Below are 17,469 nucleotides of genomic sequence, written 5' to 3' on the forward strand. Positions count from 1 at the left end.
TACCGTGGAGGCACGGCACCGGGGGGTGCCGCACGCGAGGCAGCCCTGCTGCTCACCGACTCGCGGGCACGACCTGATCAGGGAGACGGACCATGCCGACGACGGCGAACACGGACAACGACACCGGCGCCGGCGCCGACGGAGGCGCAGGCGCAGGCGCAGCGGCAGGCACAGTCGCGCACGCTGGCGCAGACGGCGGCGACACGAGCGCAGGCGACGCGAGCGCAGGAGGCGCGAGCGGCGGTCGGCCGGACCGGTTCGCGACGGCCGCGGGCCGCCTCCTGCGCTCGCCTGCCGCCGCCGCGCGGTACGCCCGGCTCCGTGCGCGGGCGACCTCGACGCCCCGTCCGCACGACGTGCCGTTCGGCGCCGGGGCAGGGGTCGACCCCGACCGTGTGCTCGTCGTCGGGGCAGGCCCCGCCGTGGGCTGGGGCGTCAGCTCGCACGAGCTGGCGCTGCCGGGCCGGGTCTCCAGGAGGCTCGCCCGCCGCACGGGCCGCGGCTCCCACGTGGCGGCGCTCGCGGAGCCGACCCACCGCCTCCCGGCGATCCGGGCCGCCCTCGACGAGGTGTTCCTCGAGAACTGGGACGTCGTCGTCGTGACCCTCGGGGCGGCCGACGCCCTGACGCTCCGCTCGCCGCGCTCCTGGGGCCGCGAGCTCGACGCCCTGGTCGTGTCGCTGGTGGCACGGCTCCGGCCGTGCGCCCGAGTGGTCGTCGTCTCGACGCCCCTGACCGACGCGCTCTCGACCTTCGGGCTGCACTCGTCGGGCGCCGCCGAGCGCCACGCGGAGGTGCTGCGCGACGTCGCCGCCGAGGCCTGCTCCGCCCACGCTCGCGTGACGCACCTCTCGCTGCCGCCGCTTCCGGCCCTGCCTGCCCTGCCGGCCCTGCCTGCCCTGCCGCCACCTGCCCTCCCAGCCCTGCCGCCCCTCCCGCAGGGCACCACCCGATCCGAGGAGGCGCCCCCCGCCGTGGACGACCCGACCGGCCGTCTCTACGAGCTGTGGGCCGAGGCCCTCAGCGAGCACGTCGCGCCGCTGCTGCACGCCCAGCGCGCCCGCACCGACTCGCCGCAGCGGGCGCGCAGCCGCCCCCAGCCCGAGCGCGCCCGACTCGACGCGATCACCGCGGCGGGCCTCGACCAGGCCGAGCCGACGGCAGCCCTGCACGACATCGCCGACCGCGCCCGGGAGGCCTTCTCGACCGACGGGGCCGCGTTCGACCTCGTGCTCGACGACCACCAGTGGGCCGTCGTCAGCACGCTCGGGTCCGCCCAGGCGATGCCCCTCGGCGAGTCCTTCTGCGTCACGACGATCCGCTCGGAGGAGCCGTTCGTCGTCGCCGACGCCTGGGAGGAGGGGCTGGACCTGCCCCGGAACGACATCCGCTTCTACGCCGGCTGGCCCGTCCACACGGCCGACGGCACGAGGATCGGCGCCCTCTGCGTCTTCGATCCCCGACCCCGGGACGTCTCCGGGCTGCAGGTCGAGCGGCTCCGCGAGTTCGCGCTCGACATCGAGCGGGAACTGTTCCGCCGCGCAGCCTGACGGCGCAGCCCGGCGCGCGGCTGGCCGACGTGGCAGCGACAAGACGACGCGATGTTCCGCGTCGTCTTGTCGCTCTCGTGCAGCTCAGCGCTCGAGACGAAGGAGGCGCCTCCACATCCCGAGACTTCGTCACGTCCCCGTAGACTGACGCCGTGCTCCGTCGCCCCGCTCCCCTCGCCGCAGTCGTGCTCGCCGCCGCCCTCCTCGCGGGCTGCTCCGCGGCGGACGACGCGCCCGACCGACCGACCCCGAGCCCGACTCCGTCGGCCACCACCACCGCCCCGGCGCCGACCCCGACCCTGAGCGCGGCCCCGGCGGTGCCGTCGACGTCGACCGTCGCCAGCGTCACCGGCCGCTCGGTCGACGTGCACGACGCCCCCGACGGAGCCGTCACGACGACCCTCGACAACCCCCAGGCGTCCGGCGCGCCGCTCGTGCTCCTCGTGATCGGCCAGGAAGGCGACTGGGTGCACGTCGCCGTCGCGCAGCGTCCGAACGGGAGCAGCGGCTGGGTGGCGGCCTCCGCGGTGTCCTTGACGACCACCTCCTACGCGCTCGTCGCCTCGACGACGGACAACACGCTCGTGCTCTACGAGGCCGGCGTCGAGAAGAAGTCGTTCCCGGTCGCGACCGGCACGGGCGGCACCCCGACGCCGACCGGCTCGTTCTACCTGACCGAGCTGCTCGCGCCGACGAACCAGGGCTACGGGCCCTTCGCCTACGGGCTCTCCGCGTTCTCGGACGCCCTCAACTCGTTCGGCGGAGGCCCCGGCCAGATCGGCCTGCACGGCACGGACGACGAGGCGAGCATCGGCCAGGCGGCCAGCCACGGCTGCATCCGCCTCTCGAACACGGACATCAGCGAGCTCGCCGCGATGCTGCCGCTCGGCACGCCGATCACGATCACGTAGCGGGGCCGGCCGCGGGCCCACCTCAGAGGACGACCAGCACCACCACGACCGCAGCCGCGACGACGACCTCCAGCACGACGTCCGCCACGATCCGCCGACGCGACCGGTCGGGCCGCAGCCACGGCAGGCCCGGCCAGCACAGCACGGCGCCCACCACGCCGGCCGCGACGAGCAGCACCGGCAGCAGCCAGAGCGCCACGGGGACCGAGCTCCAGGGCAGCAGCTGGTGCAGCACCACCAGGACCACCACCGAGTTCAGCGCGGCGATCAGCAGGTCGACGCGGCTGCGGGTGCGCCGCGCCTCCTTGTCGGTCCAGACCGAGAACGCGAAGGTGCCCGGCACGAACAGGGCGAGCACGCCGACGACGACGGCCGAGATCCAGGTCACTTCTCCTCCTCCAGCAGGGCGAAGGCGAGGTCGTCGAGGCTGACGGCCGAGCTGCTCAGCACGACCACCGCACGGTCGGAGTCACGGTCGAAGCCGACGAAGCTCGCGTAGCCGCCCGTCATCCCGTTGTGCCAGGTCGAGGTGCCCCCGGACGCCGAACCCCCGTTCCCGTCCCCACCGCCGTCGCCGTCGTCGTCGCCGTCGCGCGGCGTCGTCAGCCACGCCCAGCCGATCTCGCCGCCGCCGTCGCCCGCCTCGACGAGCGGCTCCGTCGCGATGACGCCCGGAGCCCGGTCGTCGCGCTGCGCCGCGGTGTAGGCGACCATGTCGTCGAGGGTCGAGCGGACGCTGCCGGCGGGCCCGAAGGCGCGCATCGTCCAGGCGTCGGCGTGTCGACCGGTGGCGGTGAACCCGGTCGGGGCGTCCGTGCGGAGCCCCTCCGGGTCGCCCGGAGCGTACGTGTCGGCCAGGCCGAGCGGCTCGGCGACGCGCTCGGCGACGAGCTGTTCCCACGGGGTCTCCGCCGCCGCGGCGAGCGCCTGCCCGAGCAGCGCCATGCCGAAGTTGGAGTAGCCGTAGGGCTTCTCGTCGTCGACCTCGGCACGCGACGCCTGCCCGACGAGGTCGGCGACGTCGTCCGTGTACGGGTCGGCGCCCGAGAGGTTCGCGAGCAGCACCCGCCCGACGAACGGCAGGTCGGCGGGCAGCCGTGGCAGGCCGCTGTGCTGCGTCGCCAGCTCCTCCAGGGTGACCGAGGAGGCGTCGCCCGTCACCCCGAGGAGCTCGCCGAGCGTGCTCTCGCGCTGCACCTCGCCGCGCTGCAGGGCCACGGCGTACAGGGAGGCGGTCATCGTCTTCGTCACCGACCCGATCTCGAACTCGTCGGCGCCCGGCCCCGTGGCCGTGCCGAACTCGGCCCGGGTGACCTCGTCGCCGTCCACGACCGCGACGGCCAGCCGGTCGAAGGCGCCCGCGGGCAGCTCGTCACGGACCCGCTGGATCAGCGCCTCGTCACCGGTCACCTCGGCGGAGAGCGACGGCGTCCGCGGGATCGCGGCGGCGCCGAGGCCGAGCGTCACCACGCCGGCGACCACGGCGACGACGACGCGACGGCCGCGTCCGACCCGGCTCCTGCGCCCGCCCGCGCTCACGAGGTCCTCCCCGCGGCGCCGAGCACGACGAGCAGCGGCACGACCCGCTCGGGCGGGACGGCGTAGCGCCCCCGCCCGGCGGCCACGAGCCACCCCGTCGCCACGAGCTGTCCGAGGTGGTGGTACAGCTGCCCGGTCGAGCCGAGGCCCCCCTCGGCCGAGATCTGCGCGACGGTGTCCGCGCCTCCCACGACCGCCTGCAGCAGGCCCAGCCGGGTCGCGTTGCCGAGGGCCGCCAGCGACGGGGCGGCCTGCGACCAGTCCGCGGCGAGCAGCCCGTCGGTCGTCAGCGTGATCTGCCAGTCGACGGGGCCCGCGGGCACCGCGACGGAGCCCGCGAAGACGATGCCCCCGGGCGGGTCGAGGCGCTGCTTGACGCCGTCGAGCGCCCAGAACACGTCGGCCGAGGATCCGGCAGGAGCCGGAGCAGGAGTCGGAGCCGAGGAGGCGCCCGCCGGCTCGGCGGTGCCGCCCTCGGCAGCGTGCCGCTCGAGCACGTCGAGGCGCGCCAGGGCTCCGGCCAGGGTCTCGCGCAGCTCGTCGAGCTCTGCGCGGAGAGGATCGGGGGGCGTCATCACTCCACTGTAGTCATAATTCTGGAGAAAGTCAGGCGATGTGGAGGATGGGCCGGGCCGCGTTCCCCGAACCGACGTAAAAACGGCAAAGCGGCGTGATCCTTCGGGGAGCTTTGTCGCTTTCGCGGAGGTTCCCGCCGTGGCCCGGTGCGGCGAGCGCTCAGCGAGCCCCGACGACGAACGTCTCGACCGCCGCGACCGCCGCGCCCCGCGCCCACCGCGTGAACCCGGTCGCCTGCAGGTCGACCGTGACGGGCTCCGCGTCCGCGGCGCGACGAGCGCGCATCGCGGCGTCGACGACGTCGCGGCTCGCCAGGGCCAGCCCGATCCCGTCGCCCGTGACGACGATCGCGCGCGGCCAGGCGAGGTCGGCGACGAGCGCGAGCAGCGCGCCCAGCGCCTCCGCCGCCTCCTCGACGACGGCGGTCGCCTCGGCGTGCCCGGACGCGTGCGCCGCGAGCAGGTCGTCGAGCGAGACGTCGCCGCCCCGCCCGAGGGCCCCGGCGGCCCGGGCGAGCACCGCCGCCGTGGCCAGCACCGAGGAGGCGCACCCGCGGTGGCCCTCGTCACAGACGCCGTCGCCGATGCCGAGCGGCACGTGGGCGATCGGGCTGCGCGCGCTCGACGGCAGCTCGAGGATCACGCGGTCGACGACGAGCGCGTAGCCGAGGCCGGCCCCGATCGTGACCAGCGCGAACCGGTCGAGGTCGCGGGCGGCCCCGAGCCAGCGCTCGGCACGGACGAGCGACACGACGTCGTTGTCCACGACGACGGGCAGGGCGAGTCGCTGACGCAGGGCTCCGCCGAGGTCGACGTCGACCCAGCCGAGCAGGGGCGCCGTCCGGACCCGGCCGGCACCGTCCACCTGGCCGCCGACGCTCACCCCGACGCCGTGGACGGCCGTGTCGGGGCACTGGGACAGGAGCTGACGCACGATGTCGGCCACGGCGTCGGCGACGACGACCGGATCCGTCGACGGGAGCTCGACGGACGCCTCGTGCAGCACCTCGGCCCGCAGGCCCGCGACGACGCCCCAGACACGAGCCGCGGTGATCTTGACTCCGACGACGACGTCGCGGTCGAGCACGAGCTCGATCGGCGTGACAGGTCGCCCGAGCCCGGGCCCGAGCACCACGTCGAGCTCGGCGGCCACCCCGGCGTCGAGCAGGGGCCGGACCGCGCGCGTGACCGAGCCCGGCGTGAGGCCGAGGGCGAGGCCCAGCTCGCCACGGGTCAGCGGGCCGTGCAGCAGCAGCTCGACGACCACCTGGTGCCCTGTGCCCCGCGACGGCAGCAGGGACGGGGGCCTCACGGCAGCAGCCGTCACGGTCTGGTCGTCCACGGCGCCTCCTCCGACGATCAGCAGTGTAGTGACGACCGACTCCTTGACCCGGCACATCGTTGCGCACTACAAATAAGCGTCGAGGTCGACCCCCTCGGCAGCCCGCGACCCTGCCAGAGGAGCACGATGACGACGCCGTCCGACGCCACGCCCGACCGCACTTCCGCACCCGGGACCGCGCCCGCACCTGCGGTCCCCGCGATCGTCCACCTGACCTCCGGCGGCGTGAGCGTGGTGCTCGACCTCACCGCGGGTCGCCTGCCCGTCGTCGCCTGGTGGGGCGCGGCCCTCGGAGACCAGTCGGCCGACGAGCTCGACGCCGTCGTCCGCGGCGGCCTCGCCGGCGTCGTGCCGAACGAGCTCGACGAGCCCGAGATCGTCGAGCTGCTGCCGCTCGCCTCGGGGGGCTGGCGAGGCCAGCCGGGGCTCGAGGGGCACAGTGCGGGCACCTCCTGGACGCCCCTGTTCCGGGCCGAGGCGACGACGCTCGAGGGGCGCGTGCTCACCGTGCACGGCGTCGACGAGCGGTCCGGCCTCGCGGTCGACGTCGTCGTCGAGCTGCTCGGGTCCGGGCTGCTGCGCAGCCGTGCCGCGGTCACCCGCACGTCCGGCGACGAGTTCGTCGTCGACTCGCTGCAGCTGGCGCTCCCCGTGCCCCGCCGAGCCCAGGAGGTGCTCGACCTGGCCGGCCGGTGGGGCCGCGAGCGCGCCCCGCAGCGGCTGCCGTTCGTGGTGGGCGCGCACCTGCGCGACTCGCGGCGCGGACGCACCGGGGCCGACGCCTCCCTGGTGCTGGCCGCCGGCACGCCCGGCTTCGGCTTCTCGACGGGCGAGGTGTGGACGCTGCACGTCGCGTGGAGCGGCGACCACCGCGAGTACGCCGAGCGCATGGCGAGCGGCACGAGCGTGATCGGCGGCGGCGAGCTGCTGCTGCCCGGCGAGGTGCGGCTCCAGGCCGGCGAGACCTACCAGGGGCCGTGGGTCTACGCGTCCTGGGGCCGAGGCCTCGACGAGGCCGCAGCCCGGTTCCACGAGCACCTGCGGTCGCGCCCCGGCCACCCGTCGTCGCCGCGGCCCGTCGTCCTCAACACGTGGGAGGCCGTCTACTTCGACCACGACCTCGACCGGCTCGTCGAGCTCGCCCGAGCGGCCACCGAGGTCGGCGCCGAGCGCTTCGTGCTCGACGACGGCTGGTTCCGCGGGCGGCGCGACGACACGGCCGGCCTCGGCGACTGGTTCGTCGACGAGACGGTCTGGCCCGACGGCCTCGAGCCGCTGATCAGCGCGGTCCGCGAGCTCGGCCTCGACTTCGGCATCTGGGTCGAGCCCGAGATGGTGAACCCCGACAGCGACCTGGCCCGCACGCACCCCGAGTGGATGCTCGCGCCGGCCGGCCGCCTCCCCATGACCGGGCGCAGCCAGCAGGTGCTCGACCTCGGGCACCCCGAGGCGTACGCGTACCTGCTCGAGCGGCTCACCGACCTGCTCGGCTCGCACGACGTCGCGTACGTCAAGTGGGACCACAACCGCGACCTGCTCGAGGCCGGCCACTCCCCCACCGGCACACCGGGCGTGCACGAGCAGACCCTCGCGCTCTACCGCCTGCTCGACGAGCTGCGCGGGCGGTTCCCGGACGTCGAGATCGAGTCGTGCTCGTCGGGCGGCGCCCGTGCCGACCTCGGCGTGCTCGAGCGCACCGACCGGGTGTGGGCCAGCGACAACATCGACCCGCTCGAGCGCCAGCAGATCCAGCGCTGGACCTCGCAGCTGCTGCCCGGCGAGATCGTCGGCTCGCACGTCGGCTCGCCGCACTCCCACTCGACGGGCCGCACGCACACCCTCGCGTTCCGCGCCGGCACCGCGCTCTTCAGCCACTTCGGCATCGAGTGGGACGTCTCCCGCGCCTCGGCCGACGACCGCGCCGAGCTCGCCCGCTGGGTCGACCTCTACAAGGAGGTGCGTCCGCTCGTGCACACCGGTCGCGTCGTGCGCGCCGACCACGTCGACGAGTCGTCGCTGCTGCACGGCGTCGTGTCGCAGGACGGGTCGGAGGCTCTCTTCGCGTTCGTCCAGCTGACGACGCCGCTCACGTCGGCGACGGGGTCCGTGCCGCTGCCCGGGCTCGACCCTTCCCGGCGGTATCGGGTCGAGGTGCAGGAGCCCGGCGACCGGCCCCGGACCCGTTCCGACTCGCCGCCGCCGTGGATCGTCGACGGGAGCGTCGTGCTGCCGGGCGGCGTGCTCGCCGAGCAGGGGCTGCAGCTGCCGGCGCTGCACCCTGAGCAGCTGCTGCTGCTGCGAGCGACCGCCCTGTAGGAGGCGCGGGTCGGCCCTCGGGACGGGCTCGCCGCCTCCTGCGACCTGGGTGTCGGTCCTCGGGGCGCGGCGTACGCTCGCGCCCATGACCAACGACGATCACACCACTCGCCCCTCCGAGGCGAAGCACGAGACCGACGACCCCACCACCTCGACAGCGACCAGCGAGGAGACCGTCGAGGAGATGCAGTCGACGCCCGTCGCCGACTCCCCCGCGGTCGACGACGACATCGACCAGGACGCCGTCAAGACCCTGCCCGGCTCGGGCGGGCCCGACGACGTCGGCACGGTCGACGTGGATCCTGCTGACCTCAACCTCTCGGGCGACTCGATCCCCGGGCACCCGAAGCCGGGCCCGCCCAAGCGCTAGCCCGTCGTCACGCGCCGGTCCGCAGTCGCTGCCCTCAGGCGCCGACGCCGTCCCGGAGGAGTCGGACGGCCCCGTCGACCGACTCCTCCGTCAGGTCCCTGCGCGTCACGATGTGGTAGCTCAACAGGCCCACCAGCGCCTCGACCGCCGTCGCGACCGGGGCACCGGCGCGCACCTGGCCGGCCTTCGCCGCCCGGTCGAACCGCGCCTCCAGGGCGACCCTCGTCACGGTCGTGAGCTGCTCGTCGTACCGAGCAGCCACGTCGTCGTCCTCGGCGGTCGCCGCCGACGTCGCCCGCAGCAGGGCCGCGGTCGACGGCGTCGCGAGCGCCTGCCCGAAGTCACGAAGCCACTCGGCGACGTCGGCCCAGACGTCGTCGCTGTCGGTGTCCGGGCTCGGCACCGCGAGGCCGGGCATCAGGTGCCCCTCGAGCACGCCCTCGGCCACCAGCGCGGCCTTCGACGACCACCAGCGGTAGATCGTCTGCTTGCCGACGCCCGCCGCGGTCGCGACCCGGTCGAGCGACAGCTTGTCGTAGCCGCGCTCGGCGAGCTCGTCGCGCGCTGCGAGCAGGATCGCGAGACGCGCCTGTTCGCTGCGGGCGCGACCGGGTCGTGTCGTGGTCATGGCACCAGCTTGGTCGATCGCCGCTACTGCACCGACCAGCCGCCGTCGCTGGCGAGGATCGCACCGTTGATGTTGACCGCGTCGTCGCTCAGCAGGAACGTGATCGACGCGGCCAGCTCCTCGGCGGTCGCGATGCTCGGGATCGCCGCCTGGAACGGCCGCAGCCGCGCCGACCCGACCTCGGACACGGTCGCCGGGAAGGGGATCCCCGTCGCGACCCCGCCGGGCGCCACCGCGTTGACCCGGATGCCCTGGCCGGCGTACATGAACGCGGCCGACTTCGTCAGGCCGACCACGCCGTGCTTGGACACCGTGTAGGCGTTGCCCGAGGCGTTGCCGCGCAGCCCGGCCTCGGAGGCGACGTTGACGATCGAGCCGCGCCGCGCCTCCTGCATGAGCGGCAGCACTGCCCGCGAGAGCTTGAAGGCGCCGGTGAGGTTGACGGCGATGACCTTGTCCCACATGGCGTCGGTGGTCTCGTGCAGCGGCGAGAAGTCGTCGTTGATGCCCGCGATGTTGGCGAGGGCGTCGACGCGCCCGTCGGCGGCGGCGACGATGCGGTCGACGTCGTCCTGCGCCGTGATGTCGCCGGCGACGGTCACCAGGGCGACGGGCAGGTCCGGCAGGGCGGCGGCGAGCGCCTCGAGCTTGTCGGCGAACAGGTCGACGGCGACGACGCGGCCGCCCTCGCGGGCCACGCGGGAGGCGGTGGCTCGGCCGATCCCGGAGGCCGCCCCGGTCACCACGACGGTCTTGCCGGTGAAGCGGCCGGGGGTGGTCTTCTCGCGCCAGGGGCCGGAGCCGTCGTCGGCGCCGTCCACCGCCTCCTCAGGGAGCACGCCGCCGTTCGCGCGCAGCACCAGGTCGTCGACGACGGCCTGCGGCAGCTGTCCCTGGCTCAGCGCGACGAGCTGCTGCAGCGGCAGGCTGCGCACGGGTGCGAGCGTCGACTCGTCGAACGCGACTCCCTGCCCGAGGACCTCGCGGACGAGCGCGCCGCCCTCGGGGTGGTCGAGCCAGTCGCCGATGGAGGTGGAGCCGGTCAGCGGGCGGTCGTTCGTGGTCATGGTGTCTCGCTCCCTCGCGTTCAACGAGACTGCTTGTCTCGTTTTGGTGAGGGTAGGGGTGCAGGCTGAGCGTCAGCCGCGTCAGCCGCGTCAGTCGCGTCAGTCGAGCTCGCAGAATTCAGGAACCTGGCACCCAGGAGTCCTGATCCGTGCACGGTTCAGGACTCAGCCTCCCCCCGCCGCACGACTCAGGACCGATCTTCCTGAATGAGGAGGCGGGAGTCAGCCGCGCGAGTACTGCACGACGACGCCGGGCGACCACGTCGTGAGGTCGGGTTCACGGTCGACGAGGCCGGGCAGGCCGGCCGCCGCGAGCAGCTCGTCGTCGAGGCGCGTCGCCGTCGCGGTGCGGAGCGGCCACGGCTCGTGCGCCCTCCGCCACCAACGGGCCCGGCCGGAGGAGGCGGCGTGCACGCCCCAGCGCTCCGTCAGGAACTCGAGGGCGGGCGTCGGCGCGACCGCCTCGTCGATCGGGGCGACACGGACGAGGCTGCCCGCGCCTCCTCGGTGCCGCTCAGTGCGGTGCGCGACGTCGTCCGCCCGCACCCGGGAGCCGGCCCTGGCCCAGACGTAGGGCAGTCCGATCGTGCGCGCCGCGAGCACGGCCGGGAGGTGCTGCGTGTCGATCGAGCGGTAGGCGACGCCCTGCCGGCCGAGATCGTCGACCGTCGCGAGCTGCACGGCGATCTCGGTCATCGTGCCGAGCCGGCCGAGCCTCGGCAGCGGCGGCACCGTGCTGTCGACGAAGCGGTAGGCGACGAGGCTGGCCCAGGCGGCACCGTCGTGCTCGTCGGGGCGGGTGCCGGGCGGCACGAGCGGGGCGACGCGGTCGGGCTCGACCCGCCAGTGCAGGCCCACCACCTCGCGCCAGTCGTGCTGCGTGACGGGTCGGTGCGGGAGCGGCGGGGCGGCGGACACGCGTCCGTTCTACGCCGTGCCGTGCCGCGCCGGGCGCCCTGCCGTACGCCGGCGCGGCCGAGGGCGGGTCACTTGCGTCGAGGGCGGGTCACGGACGACCCGCCCTCGAGCGCGCTGACCCGCCCTCGACGAGATCACGTGAGGAACGGGCGGCTGGCGAGAGACGCGCCGCCGGGCAGAGCCGCGCGGCGACAGCGCGGCGGAGCGGACGCGCGCGTGGCGTCAGTAGGCCGCGGACTGCCCGCCGTCGATCGGCACGACGGCCGCGTTCACGTAGGAGGAGTCGTCCGAGAGGAGGAACGCGACGACCGACGCGATCTCGGTCGCCTCGCCGTAGCGCTTGGTGGGGTTGCCCTGGATGAACTCCTCGGCCGCGCCACGCGGGTCGTCGGCGCTGATCTGCTTCATGGAGGCCTCGACCATCGGCGTCCAGATGGCGCCGGGCGCGATCGCGTTGATGCGGATGCCGAACCGGCCGTACTCGACGGCCGAGTTGCGGGTCAGGCCGACGACGCCGTGCTTGGCCGCCGCGTAGCCGGACTGGTTGCCGACGCCGCGGATGCCGCCGACGCTGGCCGTGTTGACGACCATGCCGGATCCCTGGCGCCGCATCACCGCGAGCACCTTCTCGAGCCCGAGGAACACGCCGCGCAGGTTGATCGCGACGACCTTGTCGAACTCGTCGGCCGTGAAGTCCTCGGTGAGGTTCTGACGGCCCTCGATGCCTGCGTTGTTGAAGAAGCCGTCGATGCGCGAGAAACGCTCGACGGTGGCCGCGACGTAGGAGTCGACCTCCGCCTCCTTCGAGACGTCGGCGACCACGGTCAGCACCTCGGCGTCGGGCGACGACGAGCGGATGGCCTCGACGCTGTCGGCGAGGCCCTTCTCGCTGACGTCGACCAGGGCCAGCGACGCGCCCTCGGCGGCGAGGCGGACGGCGGCGGCGCGACCGAGGCCGGAGCCGCCGCCGGTGATGAGGACGACCTTGTCGGCGAAGCGGTCGGCGGCGGGCGTGGGGGCAGGTGCGGGCGTGGTGGTCATGGTGGTCTCCTGACTTCGACGATGAAGGGCTCGGAGCTCAGCGGTGCGGCGAGTCCTGATCGCGTGCCCTCGCACGAGATCGGCTCATATGCTACACCTGTCGGCATTGACATCACCTGTCGCCCTACAGCGTCGGCGCCCAGGCAGAGGCAGCCGCCGCGTCAGCGCTGCGGCAGCTCGACCCCCGTGGCCTCGACGAGCGCCGCGAGCAGTTCGTCCTGGAAGGACTCGTCGAGCGCCGACGCCTCGGGCTGCTGCTGACGATCGTGGTGCCAGTACGCGCCGCTGACGTCGGCATCGGCGCCTTCGCCGACCACGAGCCGGTCTTGCGTGCGGTGCCCCAGCTCGAAGTCGTCGGGGGCCGAGGGGCCGCCCATCTTCGTCGCGACCCAGCCGGGGTCGACGGAGGCGGTGAACAGGCCGGGCGACCGACGCGCGACCGCGGCCGACAGGGCGGTGACGAAGAGCTTGCTGTCCGAGTAGCTGCCCGTCGCGCGGTCGCCGCTCCAGTCGATCCCGTCGAGGGAGGCGGTGCCGCTGCGGTGCATGCCGCTGCTGAGGTAGACGTGCCGCGTCGGGTGCTCGAGCAGCGCGGTGAGCAGGTAGGGCGCGACCACGTTGACCGGGATCAGCGGCGCGCCCGAGTAGACGCCGGCGTTGTGCACGACGCCGTCGAGGGCCGGCCCGTCGTTCAGGTCGGCGACGGCGCGCAGCACGTCGTCGCGCACCCCGAAGTCGGCGACCAGGAGGCGCGCGCCGCGGTCGAGGAGGCCGGCCACCGCCTCTTTCCGCTGCTCGCCGCGCACGTGCACGACGACGTCGTGCCCCTGCTCGAGGAGGGCCGCGGCCGAGCCGTGCCCGAGGCCGTCGGAGGAACCGGTGACGAGGAGGTGTGCCATGCGGCCCATCCTGCACCCTGCCCCCGACACCCCGGCCCGGACACCTGCCCGCGCTCGGCTACCGTGGACTCGACCCCCAGGAGGCCCCCGTGGACGCACGCCGGCAGCGCATGCTGCGCGCCGCGCTGTCCGCGGGCGTCAGCACCCTCGTCACGGCCGTCGCGCACGCCCTCGGCGGCGGCACGTTCCCGCCCGCGCTGCTGCTCGGCACCGCCGTCGTCGTGAGCGTGCTCGTCTGCTTCGCGCTCGGCGGCCGCCGGGTGACGCTCCCCCGGCTGGTCGTCGCCGTCGCCGCGACGCAGGGCCTGCTGCACGCCGTCTTCACCCTCGCGGGCGGCATGGCCCCGATGACCGACGACCAGCCCGCAGGAGGCGCGGGCGGCGCGCACGCCGGCCACCACCTCCCCGGGGCGACGGCCGTGCTGCCCGAGCTCGCCGCAGGAGCACACGACGGCAGCATGGTCGGCGCGCACGTCGTGGCCGGTCTCGTGACGATCGCGTCGCTCCGCGCGGGGACCTCGGCCGTGCGACAGCTCGTCCGCGCGCTGGGGCTCGTGCTCGTGCGGCTCGTCGCCCGCGTCGTCGCGCTCGCCGTGCCGCACCGGCCGCGCGGCGTCGTCCGCGTCGAGCGTGCCCCGCGACCGCTCCTCACGCTGTTGCTCGCGACCACGCGCGCCCTCCGCGGGCCGCCCGCGCCGGCGACGACCTAGAGCCGCGCACGCCTCCTGACGGCGGGCGCGGCGTCGACCGTGCCCGACCGCTCTCACCGGTCCGGCACGGCACGACCTCCCCTGTCGCCGCGGGGTCCGCCCCGCCTGCCCGAAGGACACCCTCATGCGCCCACGCGCCCGCACCACCTCCGCTGCCCGCACCTCCTCGTCCGCTCGTCCGCGCGTCGTCGGCGCCGCCGTCGCGTCCGCCGCCGGGCTCGCGCTCGCCCTCGCCGCGCCCGTCGCCGCCCAGGCCCATGTCGAGCTCGAGGCGTCGTCGACCGCTCCCGCGGCGCTGAGCGTGCTGACCCTCGCGGTCGGCCACGGCTGCGAGGGATCCCCCACCACCTCCCTCGCCGTCACGTTCCCCCCCCCGAGGTCCAGGCCGTGACGCCGACCGTCAAGCCCGGCTGGTCGATCACCGAGTCGCCCGCCGCCTCCGCTGAGGGCACCGCGGCCGAGACCGCGGAGGCCGAGGCGACGGGCACCGACACCGACACCGGCACCGGCACCGGCACCACGGTCACCTGGACCGCCGAGCCCGGCTCCGCCCTGCCCGACGGCCTCCGCGACACGGTCGCCGTCTCGGCCCTGCTCCCGGTCGGGGGTGAGGCCGGCGACCTCGTCGCGTTCCCCACCGTGCAGACCTGCGAGGTCGGCTCGTACGACTGGGTCGAGCTCGCGGAGGCGGGCTCCGACGCCGAGCCCGCGTCCCCGGCGCCGGCCCTGACCCTCACCGAGGCGAGCGGCGGCGACGCGGGCGGCAGCAGCAGCAGCACCGACGGCGCCGCTGCGACCGGCACGCAGGAGGCGGCAGCCGCCTCGTCGGCCGTCGCCCCCGTCGACGAGACGGCCAGGGCCCTCGCCCTCGGAGCCCTCGTCGTCGGAGTCGTCGGGCTCGTGCTGCTCACGACGACCCTGCGCCGCCGTGCCGCGGAGGCCGGCCGATGAGCGGGATCGGCACCTGGCTCGGCCCCCTCCTGCTGCGACTGCACTTCTGGGCGGCGATCGTGGTGGGGCCGTTCATCCTCGTCGCGGCCCTGACGGGGGCCGCGTACGCGATCGCGCCGACGCTCGAGAAGGCCGTCTACGCCGACGAGCTCACCGCTCCCGGCACCGGCCCCGCGCTGCCGCTCGCCGTCCAGGTCGAGGCGGCCGAGCAGGTCGTCGGAGACGGCGGCGAGCTCGTCGCCGTGCGCCCCGCACCCGAGCCCGGCGACACGACGCGCGTGCAGTTCACGGGCGACGACCTGATCGAGAGCCAGACCCGGGCGGTCTTCGTCGACCCGGCGACGGCCGAGATCCGCGGCGACCTGCCCGTCTACGGCACGAGCGGCTCGCTGCCCCTGCGCACGACGATCTCCGACCTGCACCGCAGCCTCGGGCTCGGCGACGTCGGCCGCCTCTACAGCGAGCTCGCCGCCAGCTGGCTCGGCGTCGTCGTGCTCGCGGGCCTCGGCCTGTGGATCGCCCGCCGCCGCCGGGCACGAGGACCAGGACAGGCGAGGGCACGTGCACGACGCGACCTCGTGCGACCCGACCTCCGTGCGACGGGACTGCGGCGGCTGTTCTCGTGGCACGCCTCGGTCGGCGTCGTGCTGACCCTCGGGGCGCTGTTCCTCTCGGCGACGGGCATCACCTGGTCGCAGCACGCCGGCGACGACGTCACCGCGCTGCGGGCCGCGCTCAGCTGGACCGCTCCGACGCTCGACACCGCGCTGCCGGCCGAGAGCAGCGACGCAGCGGGCGCAGGCACGAGCACAGGCACAGGAGGCGCGGCACCCGACCCCGAGGACGTCGCAGCCGACCCGCACGCCGGGCACCACGGAGCCGCCGCACCCGGGGTCGTGGACGTCGACCCTGCCCTGTTCGACGACGTGCTCGCCGTCGCGCAGACGGTGAACGTCGACACCGGCCTCGTCGAGATCAAGCCGCCCGCCGACGCCGACAGCGCCTGGACCGTCACCGAGATCAAGAGGAGCTGGCCGACCCAGGTCGACTCCACGGCGGTCGACGGCACGACGCTCGCCGTCGTCGACCGGACCGACTTCGCCGACCACCCGCTGATGGCGAAGCTGGCCCGCTGGGGCGTCGACACGCACATGGGCACCATGTTCGGCCTGCCGAACCAGCTCCTCCTCGTCGTGACGGCACTCGGGGTCGCCGCGATGGTCGTGTTCGGCTACCTGATGTGGTGGCGACGCGGCGGCGCAGGAGGTGCGGGCCGGTTCCGCACCGGACGCCCCGCCCCCGCAGGCGCGCTCGTCCGCGCCCCGTGGCAGGGCCTCGTCGCGGTCGTCGCCGTGGGCCTCGTGGTGGGCCTGTTCCTGCCGATGGTCGGGCTCGGGCTCGTGCTGTTCGTCGTGGTCGACGCCCTCGTGACGGCGGCCCGCACGCGCGCGTAGCGGCACGTCCCGGCAGCTCCGTCTCGGCGGCTCACGGGGCCCGCGGGACCCGCGGGACCCGCCTCGAGCGGGCCCCGCGGGCCTCAGGGGCCCCCGGCTCAGCGGTAGAGGGCGTCCTGCCCGTAGAGCGGCTGCGTGAAGCTCGAGACGAACTCGCTGCGGTCGCCACCGGGCAGGCTGTACGTGAGGAACACGCCGTAGCCCTCGTCGATCGTGCGCTGGGCCAGAGCCGCCGCCGTGGTCGCCGACGTCGCCTGGATGTCGACCGCCGCGGGCGACAGCTGCTGCTTGCCGAGTCCGGGGATCGCCGGCACCCGCCAGCTGCCGTAGTAGGGGTTCCACGCGTAGTCGAGCTGCGCGTTCACGGCCGGGTCGGTGGCGGCGAGGCTCGCCGAGGCCGGGCCGATGTCGTAGAACGACAGCACGGCGTCCGGCAGCTCGGCGCGGAGGGCCGAGATCAGCCAGCCGGCGGACCGGTCGTTCGGCTGCGGGGTGCCGCCGACCCCGTAGTCGGAGTACTCGTCGTCGAGGTCGACCCCGTCGAGGCCGTACCGCTCGACGACGTCGGCGACCTGCGCGGCGAAGTCGGCCGCCGCCTCCGGCGAGGTGAAGTTCGCGATGCCCGCGCCCTGGTGGTTGCCGAGCACGGACAGCGAGACGTCGATGCCCTTCGCCTGGAGCGGCCTGATCTGGTTCGCGGCGTCGTCGAGGGTGGCCTGCACCCGGTCGTTCAGCGACAAGACCGCCTTCGACCCGTCGTGGTCGATGTTCGCCGCGAAGATGATCGCGACGTCGAAGGCGTTCGAGCCGTCCTCCAGCGTGTAGCGGCCGACGTTGCTCAGGTCCTCGTCGTTGACCTCGACGTAGGCGATGCTGGTCGGCCCGGCGCCCGCGGCGGAGACCGCACTCCCGGCGCCTCCCTCCGCCGATGCCGAGGCCGACGCGGACGCCGTGCCGGCGACTGCTGCGGGGACGGCGACCACCGCGACCGCGACGGCGGCGAGCAGCCGTCTGGCGGCCCTCGCCCGACTGGGTCGGCGGCTGCTCACGGCGGCGTCGTGCTGCTTCTCGTTCTCGTTCTCGTGCATGTCACTCCTCGTCGAGCGGTGCAGCGGTCGCGGATGTCGGCCGCTGCCTCGACCATCCACGACTTAAACGCTTTAGTCAACGATCGCTCCGGAGCCGGAGCCGGAGCCGG

General features: G+C 74.8%; 18 protein-coding genes. 8 read left to right on the forward strand and 10 right to left on the reverse strand.

What is annotated here, in order from left to right; all coding sequences use genetic code 11:
* Positions 1-92: 92 nt before the first annotated feature.
* The gene (locus tag ES689_RS12305; RefSeq protein WP_146905019.1) at positions 93-1,550 is read left to right on the forward strand and encodes a GAF domain-containing protein; all 1,458 of its coding nucleotides are present in this window, start codon (positions 93-95) and stop codon (positions 1,548-1,550) included.
* A 152-nt stretch (positions 1,551-1,702) separates the two neighbouring features.
* Positions 1,703-2,461, forward strand: coding sequence for a L,D-transpeptidase family protein (locus tag ES689_RS12310; protein ID WP_223269586.1), 759 nt, complete (start codon positions 1,703-1,705; stop codon positions 2,459-2,461).
* A 22-nt stretch (positions 2,462-2,483) separates the two neighbouring features.
* Here ES689_RS12310 and ES689_RS12315 read toward each other — a convergent pair whose 3' ends face one another.
* The 4 genes from ES689_RS12315 to ES689_RS12330 form a co-directional block, all read right to left on the reverse strand.
* Entirely contained in the window at positions 2,484-2,849 is a 366-nt protein-coding gene (locus ES689_RS12315) for a hypothetical protein (protein WP_146905022.1), read from the reverse strand.
* Positions 2,846-4,000, reverse strand: coding sequence for a serine hydrolase (locus ES689_RS12320; protein WP_191330417.1), 1,155 nt, complete (start codon positions 3,998-4,000; stop codon positions 2,846-2,848). Before ES689_RS12320 ends, ES689_RS12315 begins: the two co-directional genes overlap by 4 nt.
* Positions 3,997-4,575: a helix-turn-helix transcriptional regulator gene (locus tag ES689_RS12325; RefSeq protein ID WP_223269587.1), complete on the reverse strand. Its 579-nt coding sequence runs from the start codon at positions 4,573-4,575 to the stop codon at positions 3,997-3,999. Before ES689_RS12325 ends, ES689_RS12320 begins: the two co-directional genes overlap by 4 nt.
* 160 nt (positions 4,576-4,735) lie before the next feature.
* A complete protein-coding gene (locus tag ES689_RS12330) occupies positions 4,736-5,917 on the reverse strand; it encodes an ROK family transcriptional regulator (RefSeq protein ID WP_191330419.1) in 1,182 nt (393 codons plus the stop codon).
* A 126-nt stretch (positions 5,918-6,043) separates the two neighbouring features.
* Here ES689_RS12330 and ES689_RS12335 point away from each other — a divergent pair, with 126 nt between their 5' ends.
* Both ES689_RS12335 and ES689_RS12340 read left to right on the forward strand, forming a co-directional pair.
* A complete protein-coding gene (locus tag ES689_RS12335) occupies positions 6,044-8,233 on the forward strand; it encodes an alpha-galactosidase (RefSeq protein ID WP_146905029.1) in 2,190 nt (729 codons plus the stop codon).
* An 85-nt stretch (positions 8,234-8,318) separates the two neighbouring features.
* On the forward strand, positions 8,319-8,603 hold the full coding sequence (locus ES689_RS12340) for a hypothetical protein (RefSeq protein WP_146905032.1): 285 nt from the start codon (positions 8,319-8,321) through the stop codon (positions 8,601-8,603).
* Positions 8,604-8,637: 34 nt separating this feature from the next.
* On the opposite strand, the gene ES689_RS12345 is transcribed toward ES689_RS12340, so the two are convergent.
* From ES689_RS12345 to ES689_RS12365, 5 genes are all read right to left on the reverse strand, one after another.
* Positions 8,638-9,231 (reverse strand): TetR/AcrR family transcriptional regulator, encoded by a 594-nt coding sequence (locus tag ES689_RS12345; RefSeq protein WP_146905035.1) that lies wholly within the window; start codon positions 9,229-9,231, stop codon positions 8,638-8,640.
* A gap of 23 nt (positions 9,232-9,254) precedes the next feature.
* A complete protein-coding gene (locus ES689_RS12350; protein ID WP_146905038.1) occupies positions 9,255-10,298 on the reverse strand; it encodes an SDR family NAD(P)-dependent oxidoreductase in 1,044 nt (347 codons plus the stop codon).
* 222 nt (positions 10,299-10,520) lie between these two features.
* Positions 10,521-11,216, reverse strand: coding sequence for a YqjF family protein (locus tag ES689_RS12355; RefSeq protein WP_146905040.1), 696 nt, complete (start codon positions 11,214-11,216; stop codon positions 10,521-10,523).
* A gap of 222 nt (positions 11,217-11,438) precedes the next feature.
* Positions 11,439-12,257, reverse strand: coding sequence for an SDR family oxidoreductase (locus ES689_RS12360; protein ID WP_146905043.1), 819 nt, complete (start codon positions 12,255-12,257; stop codon positions 11,439-11,441).
* 161 nt (positions 12,258-12,418) lie between these two features.
* Complete coding sequence (locus tag ES689_RS12365) at positions 12,419-13,156, reverse strand: SDR family NAD(P)-dependent oxidoreductase (protein ID WP_146905046.1); 738 nt, start codon at positions 13,154-13,156, stop codon at positions 12,419-12,421.
* An 89-nt stretch (positions 13,157-13,245) separates the two neighbouring features.
* On the opposite strand from ES689_RS12365, the gene ES689_RS12370 reads away from it, so the two are divergent.
* The 4 genes from ES689_RS12370 (at position 13,246) to ES689_RS12380 (ending at position 16,271) form a co-directional block, all read left to right on the forward strand.
* Entirely contained in the window at positions 13,246-13,866 is a 621-nt protein-coding gene (locus tag ES689_RS12370) for a hypothetical protein (RefSeq protein WP_146905049.1), read from the forward strand.
* 124 nt (positions 13,867-13,990) lie between these two features.
* Positions 13,991-14,257: a DUF1775 domain-containing protein gene (locus ES689_RS16010; protein ID WP_255515954.1), complete on the forward strand. Its 267-nt coding sequence runs from the start codon at positions 13,991-13,993 to the stop codon at positions 14,255-14,257.
* Positions 14,254-14,817, forward strand: a complete 564-nt coding sequence (locus tag ES689_RS12375) for a DUF1775 domain-containing protein (RefSeq protein WP_255515955.1) — start codon at positions 14,254-14,256, stop codon at positions 14,815-14,817. Before ES689_RS16010 ends, ES689_RS12375 begins: the two co-directional genes overlap by 4 nt.
* The gene (locus tag ES689_RS12380; RefSeq protein ID WP_146905051.1) at positions 14,814-16,271 is read left to right on the forward strand and encodes a PepSY domain-containing protein; all 1,458 of its coding nucleotides are present in this window, start codon (positions 14,814-14,816) and stop codon (positions 16,269-16,271) included. The genes ES689_RS12375 and ES689_RS12380 overlap by 4 nt, the downstream gene beginning before the upstream one ends.
* A 98-nt stretch (positions 16,272-16,369) precedes the next feature.
* On the opposite strand, the gene ES689_RS12385 is transcribed toward ES689_RS12380, so the two are convergent.
* A complete protein-coding gene (locus tag ES689_RS12385; protein ID WP_146905054.1) occupies positions 16,370-17,359 on the reverse strand; it encodes an endo-beta-N-acetylglucosaminidase H in 990 nt (329 codons plus the stop codon).
* Positions 17,360-17,469: the final 110 nt, after the last annotated feature.

It is taken from the genome of Frigoribacterium sp. ACAM 257, from assembly GCF_007954365.1.
Taxonomy (GTDB): domain Bacteria; phylum Actinomycetota; class Actinomycetes; order Actinomycetales; family Microbacteriaceae; genus Frigoribacterium.

Bases quoted from the DNA above. Each gene is read 5' to 3' on its own strand.
- ES689_RS12305 (WP_146905019.1), top strand. From the start codon at position 93: ATGCCGACGACGGCGAACACGGACAACGACACCGGCGCCGGCGCCGAC.
- ES689_RS12325 (WP_223269587.1), bottom strand. From the start codon at position 4,575: ATGACGCCCCCCGATCCTCTCCGCGCAGAGCTCGACGAGCTGCGCGAG.
- ES689_RS12335 (WP_146905029.1), top strand. From the start codon at position 6,044: ATGACGACGCCGTCCGACGCCACGCCCGACCGCACTTCCGCACCCGGG.
- ES689_RS12340 (WP_146905032.1), top strand. From the start codon at position 8,319: ATGACCAACGACGATCACACCACTCGCCCCTCCGAGGCGAAGCACGAG.
- ES689_RS12345 (WP_146905035.1), bottom strand. From the start codon at position 9,231: ATGACCACGACACGACCCGGTCGCGCCCGCAGCGAACAGGCGCGTCTC.
- ES689_RS12350 (WP_146905038.1), bottom strand. From the start codon at position 10,298: ATGACCACGAACGACCGCCCGCTGACCGGCTCCACCTCCATCGGCGAC.
- ES689_RS12360 (WP_146905043.1), bottom strand. From the start codon at position 12,257: ATGACCACCACGCCCGCACCTGCCCCCACGCCCGCCGCCGACCGCTTC.
- ES689_RS12365 (WP_146905046.1), bottom strand. From the start codon at position 13,156: ATGGCACACCTCCTCGTCACCGGTTCCTCCGACGGCCTCGGGCACGGC.
- ES689_RS16010 (WP_255515954.1), top strand. From the start codon at position 13,991: ATGCGCCCACGCGCCCGCACCACCTCCGCTGCCCGCACCTCCTCGTCC.
- ES689_RS12380 (WP_146905051.1), top strand. From the start codon at position 14,814: ATGAGCGGGATCGGCACCTGGCTCGGCCCCCTCCTGCTGCGACTGCAC.
- ES689_RS12385 (WP_146905054.1), bottom strand. From the start codon at position 17,359: ATGCACGAGAACGAGAACGAGAAGCAGCACGACGCCGCCGTGAGCAGC.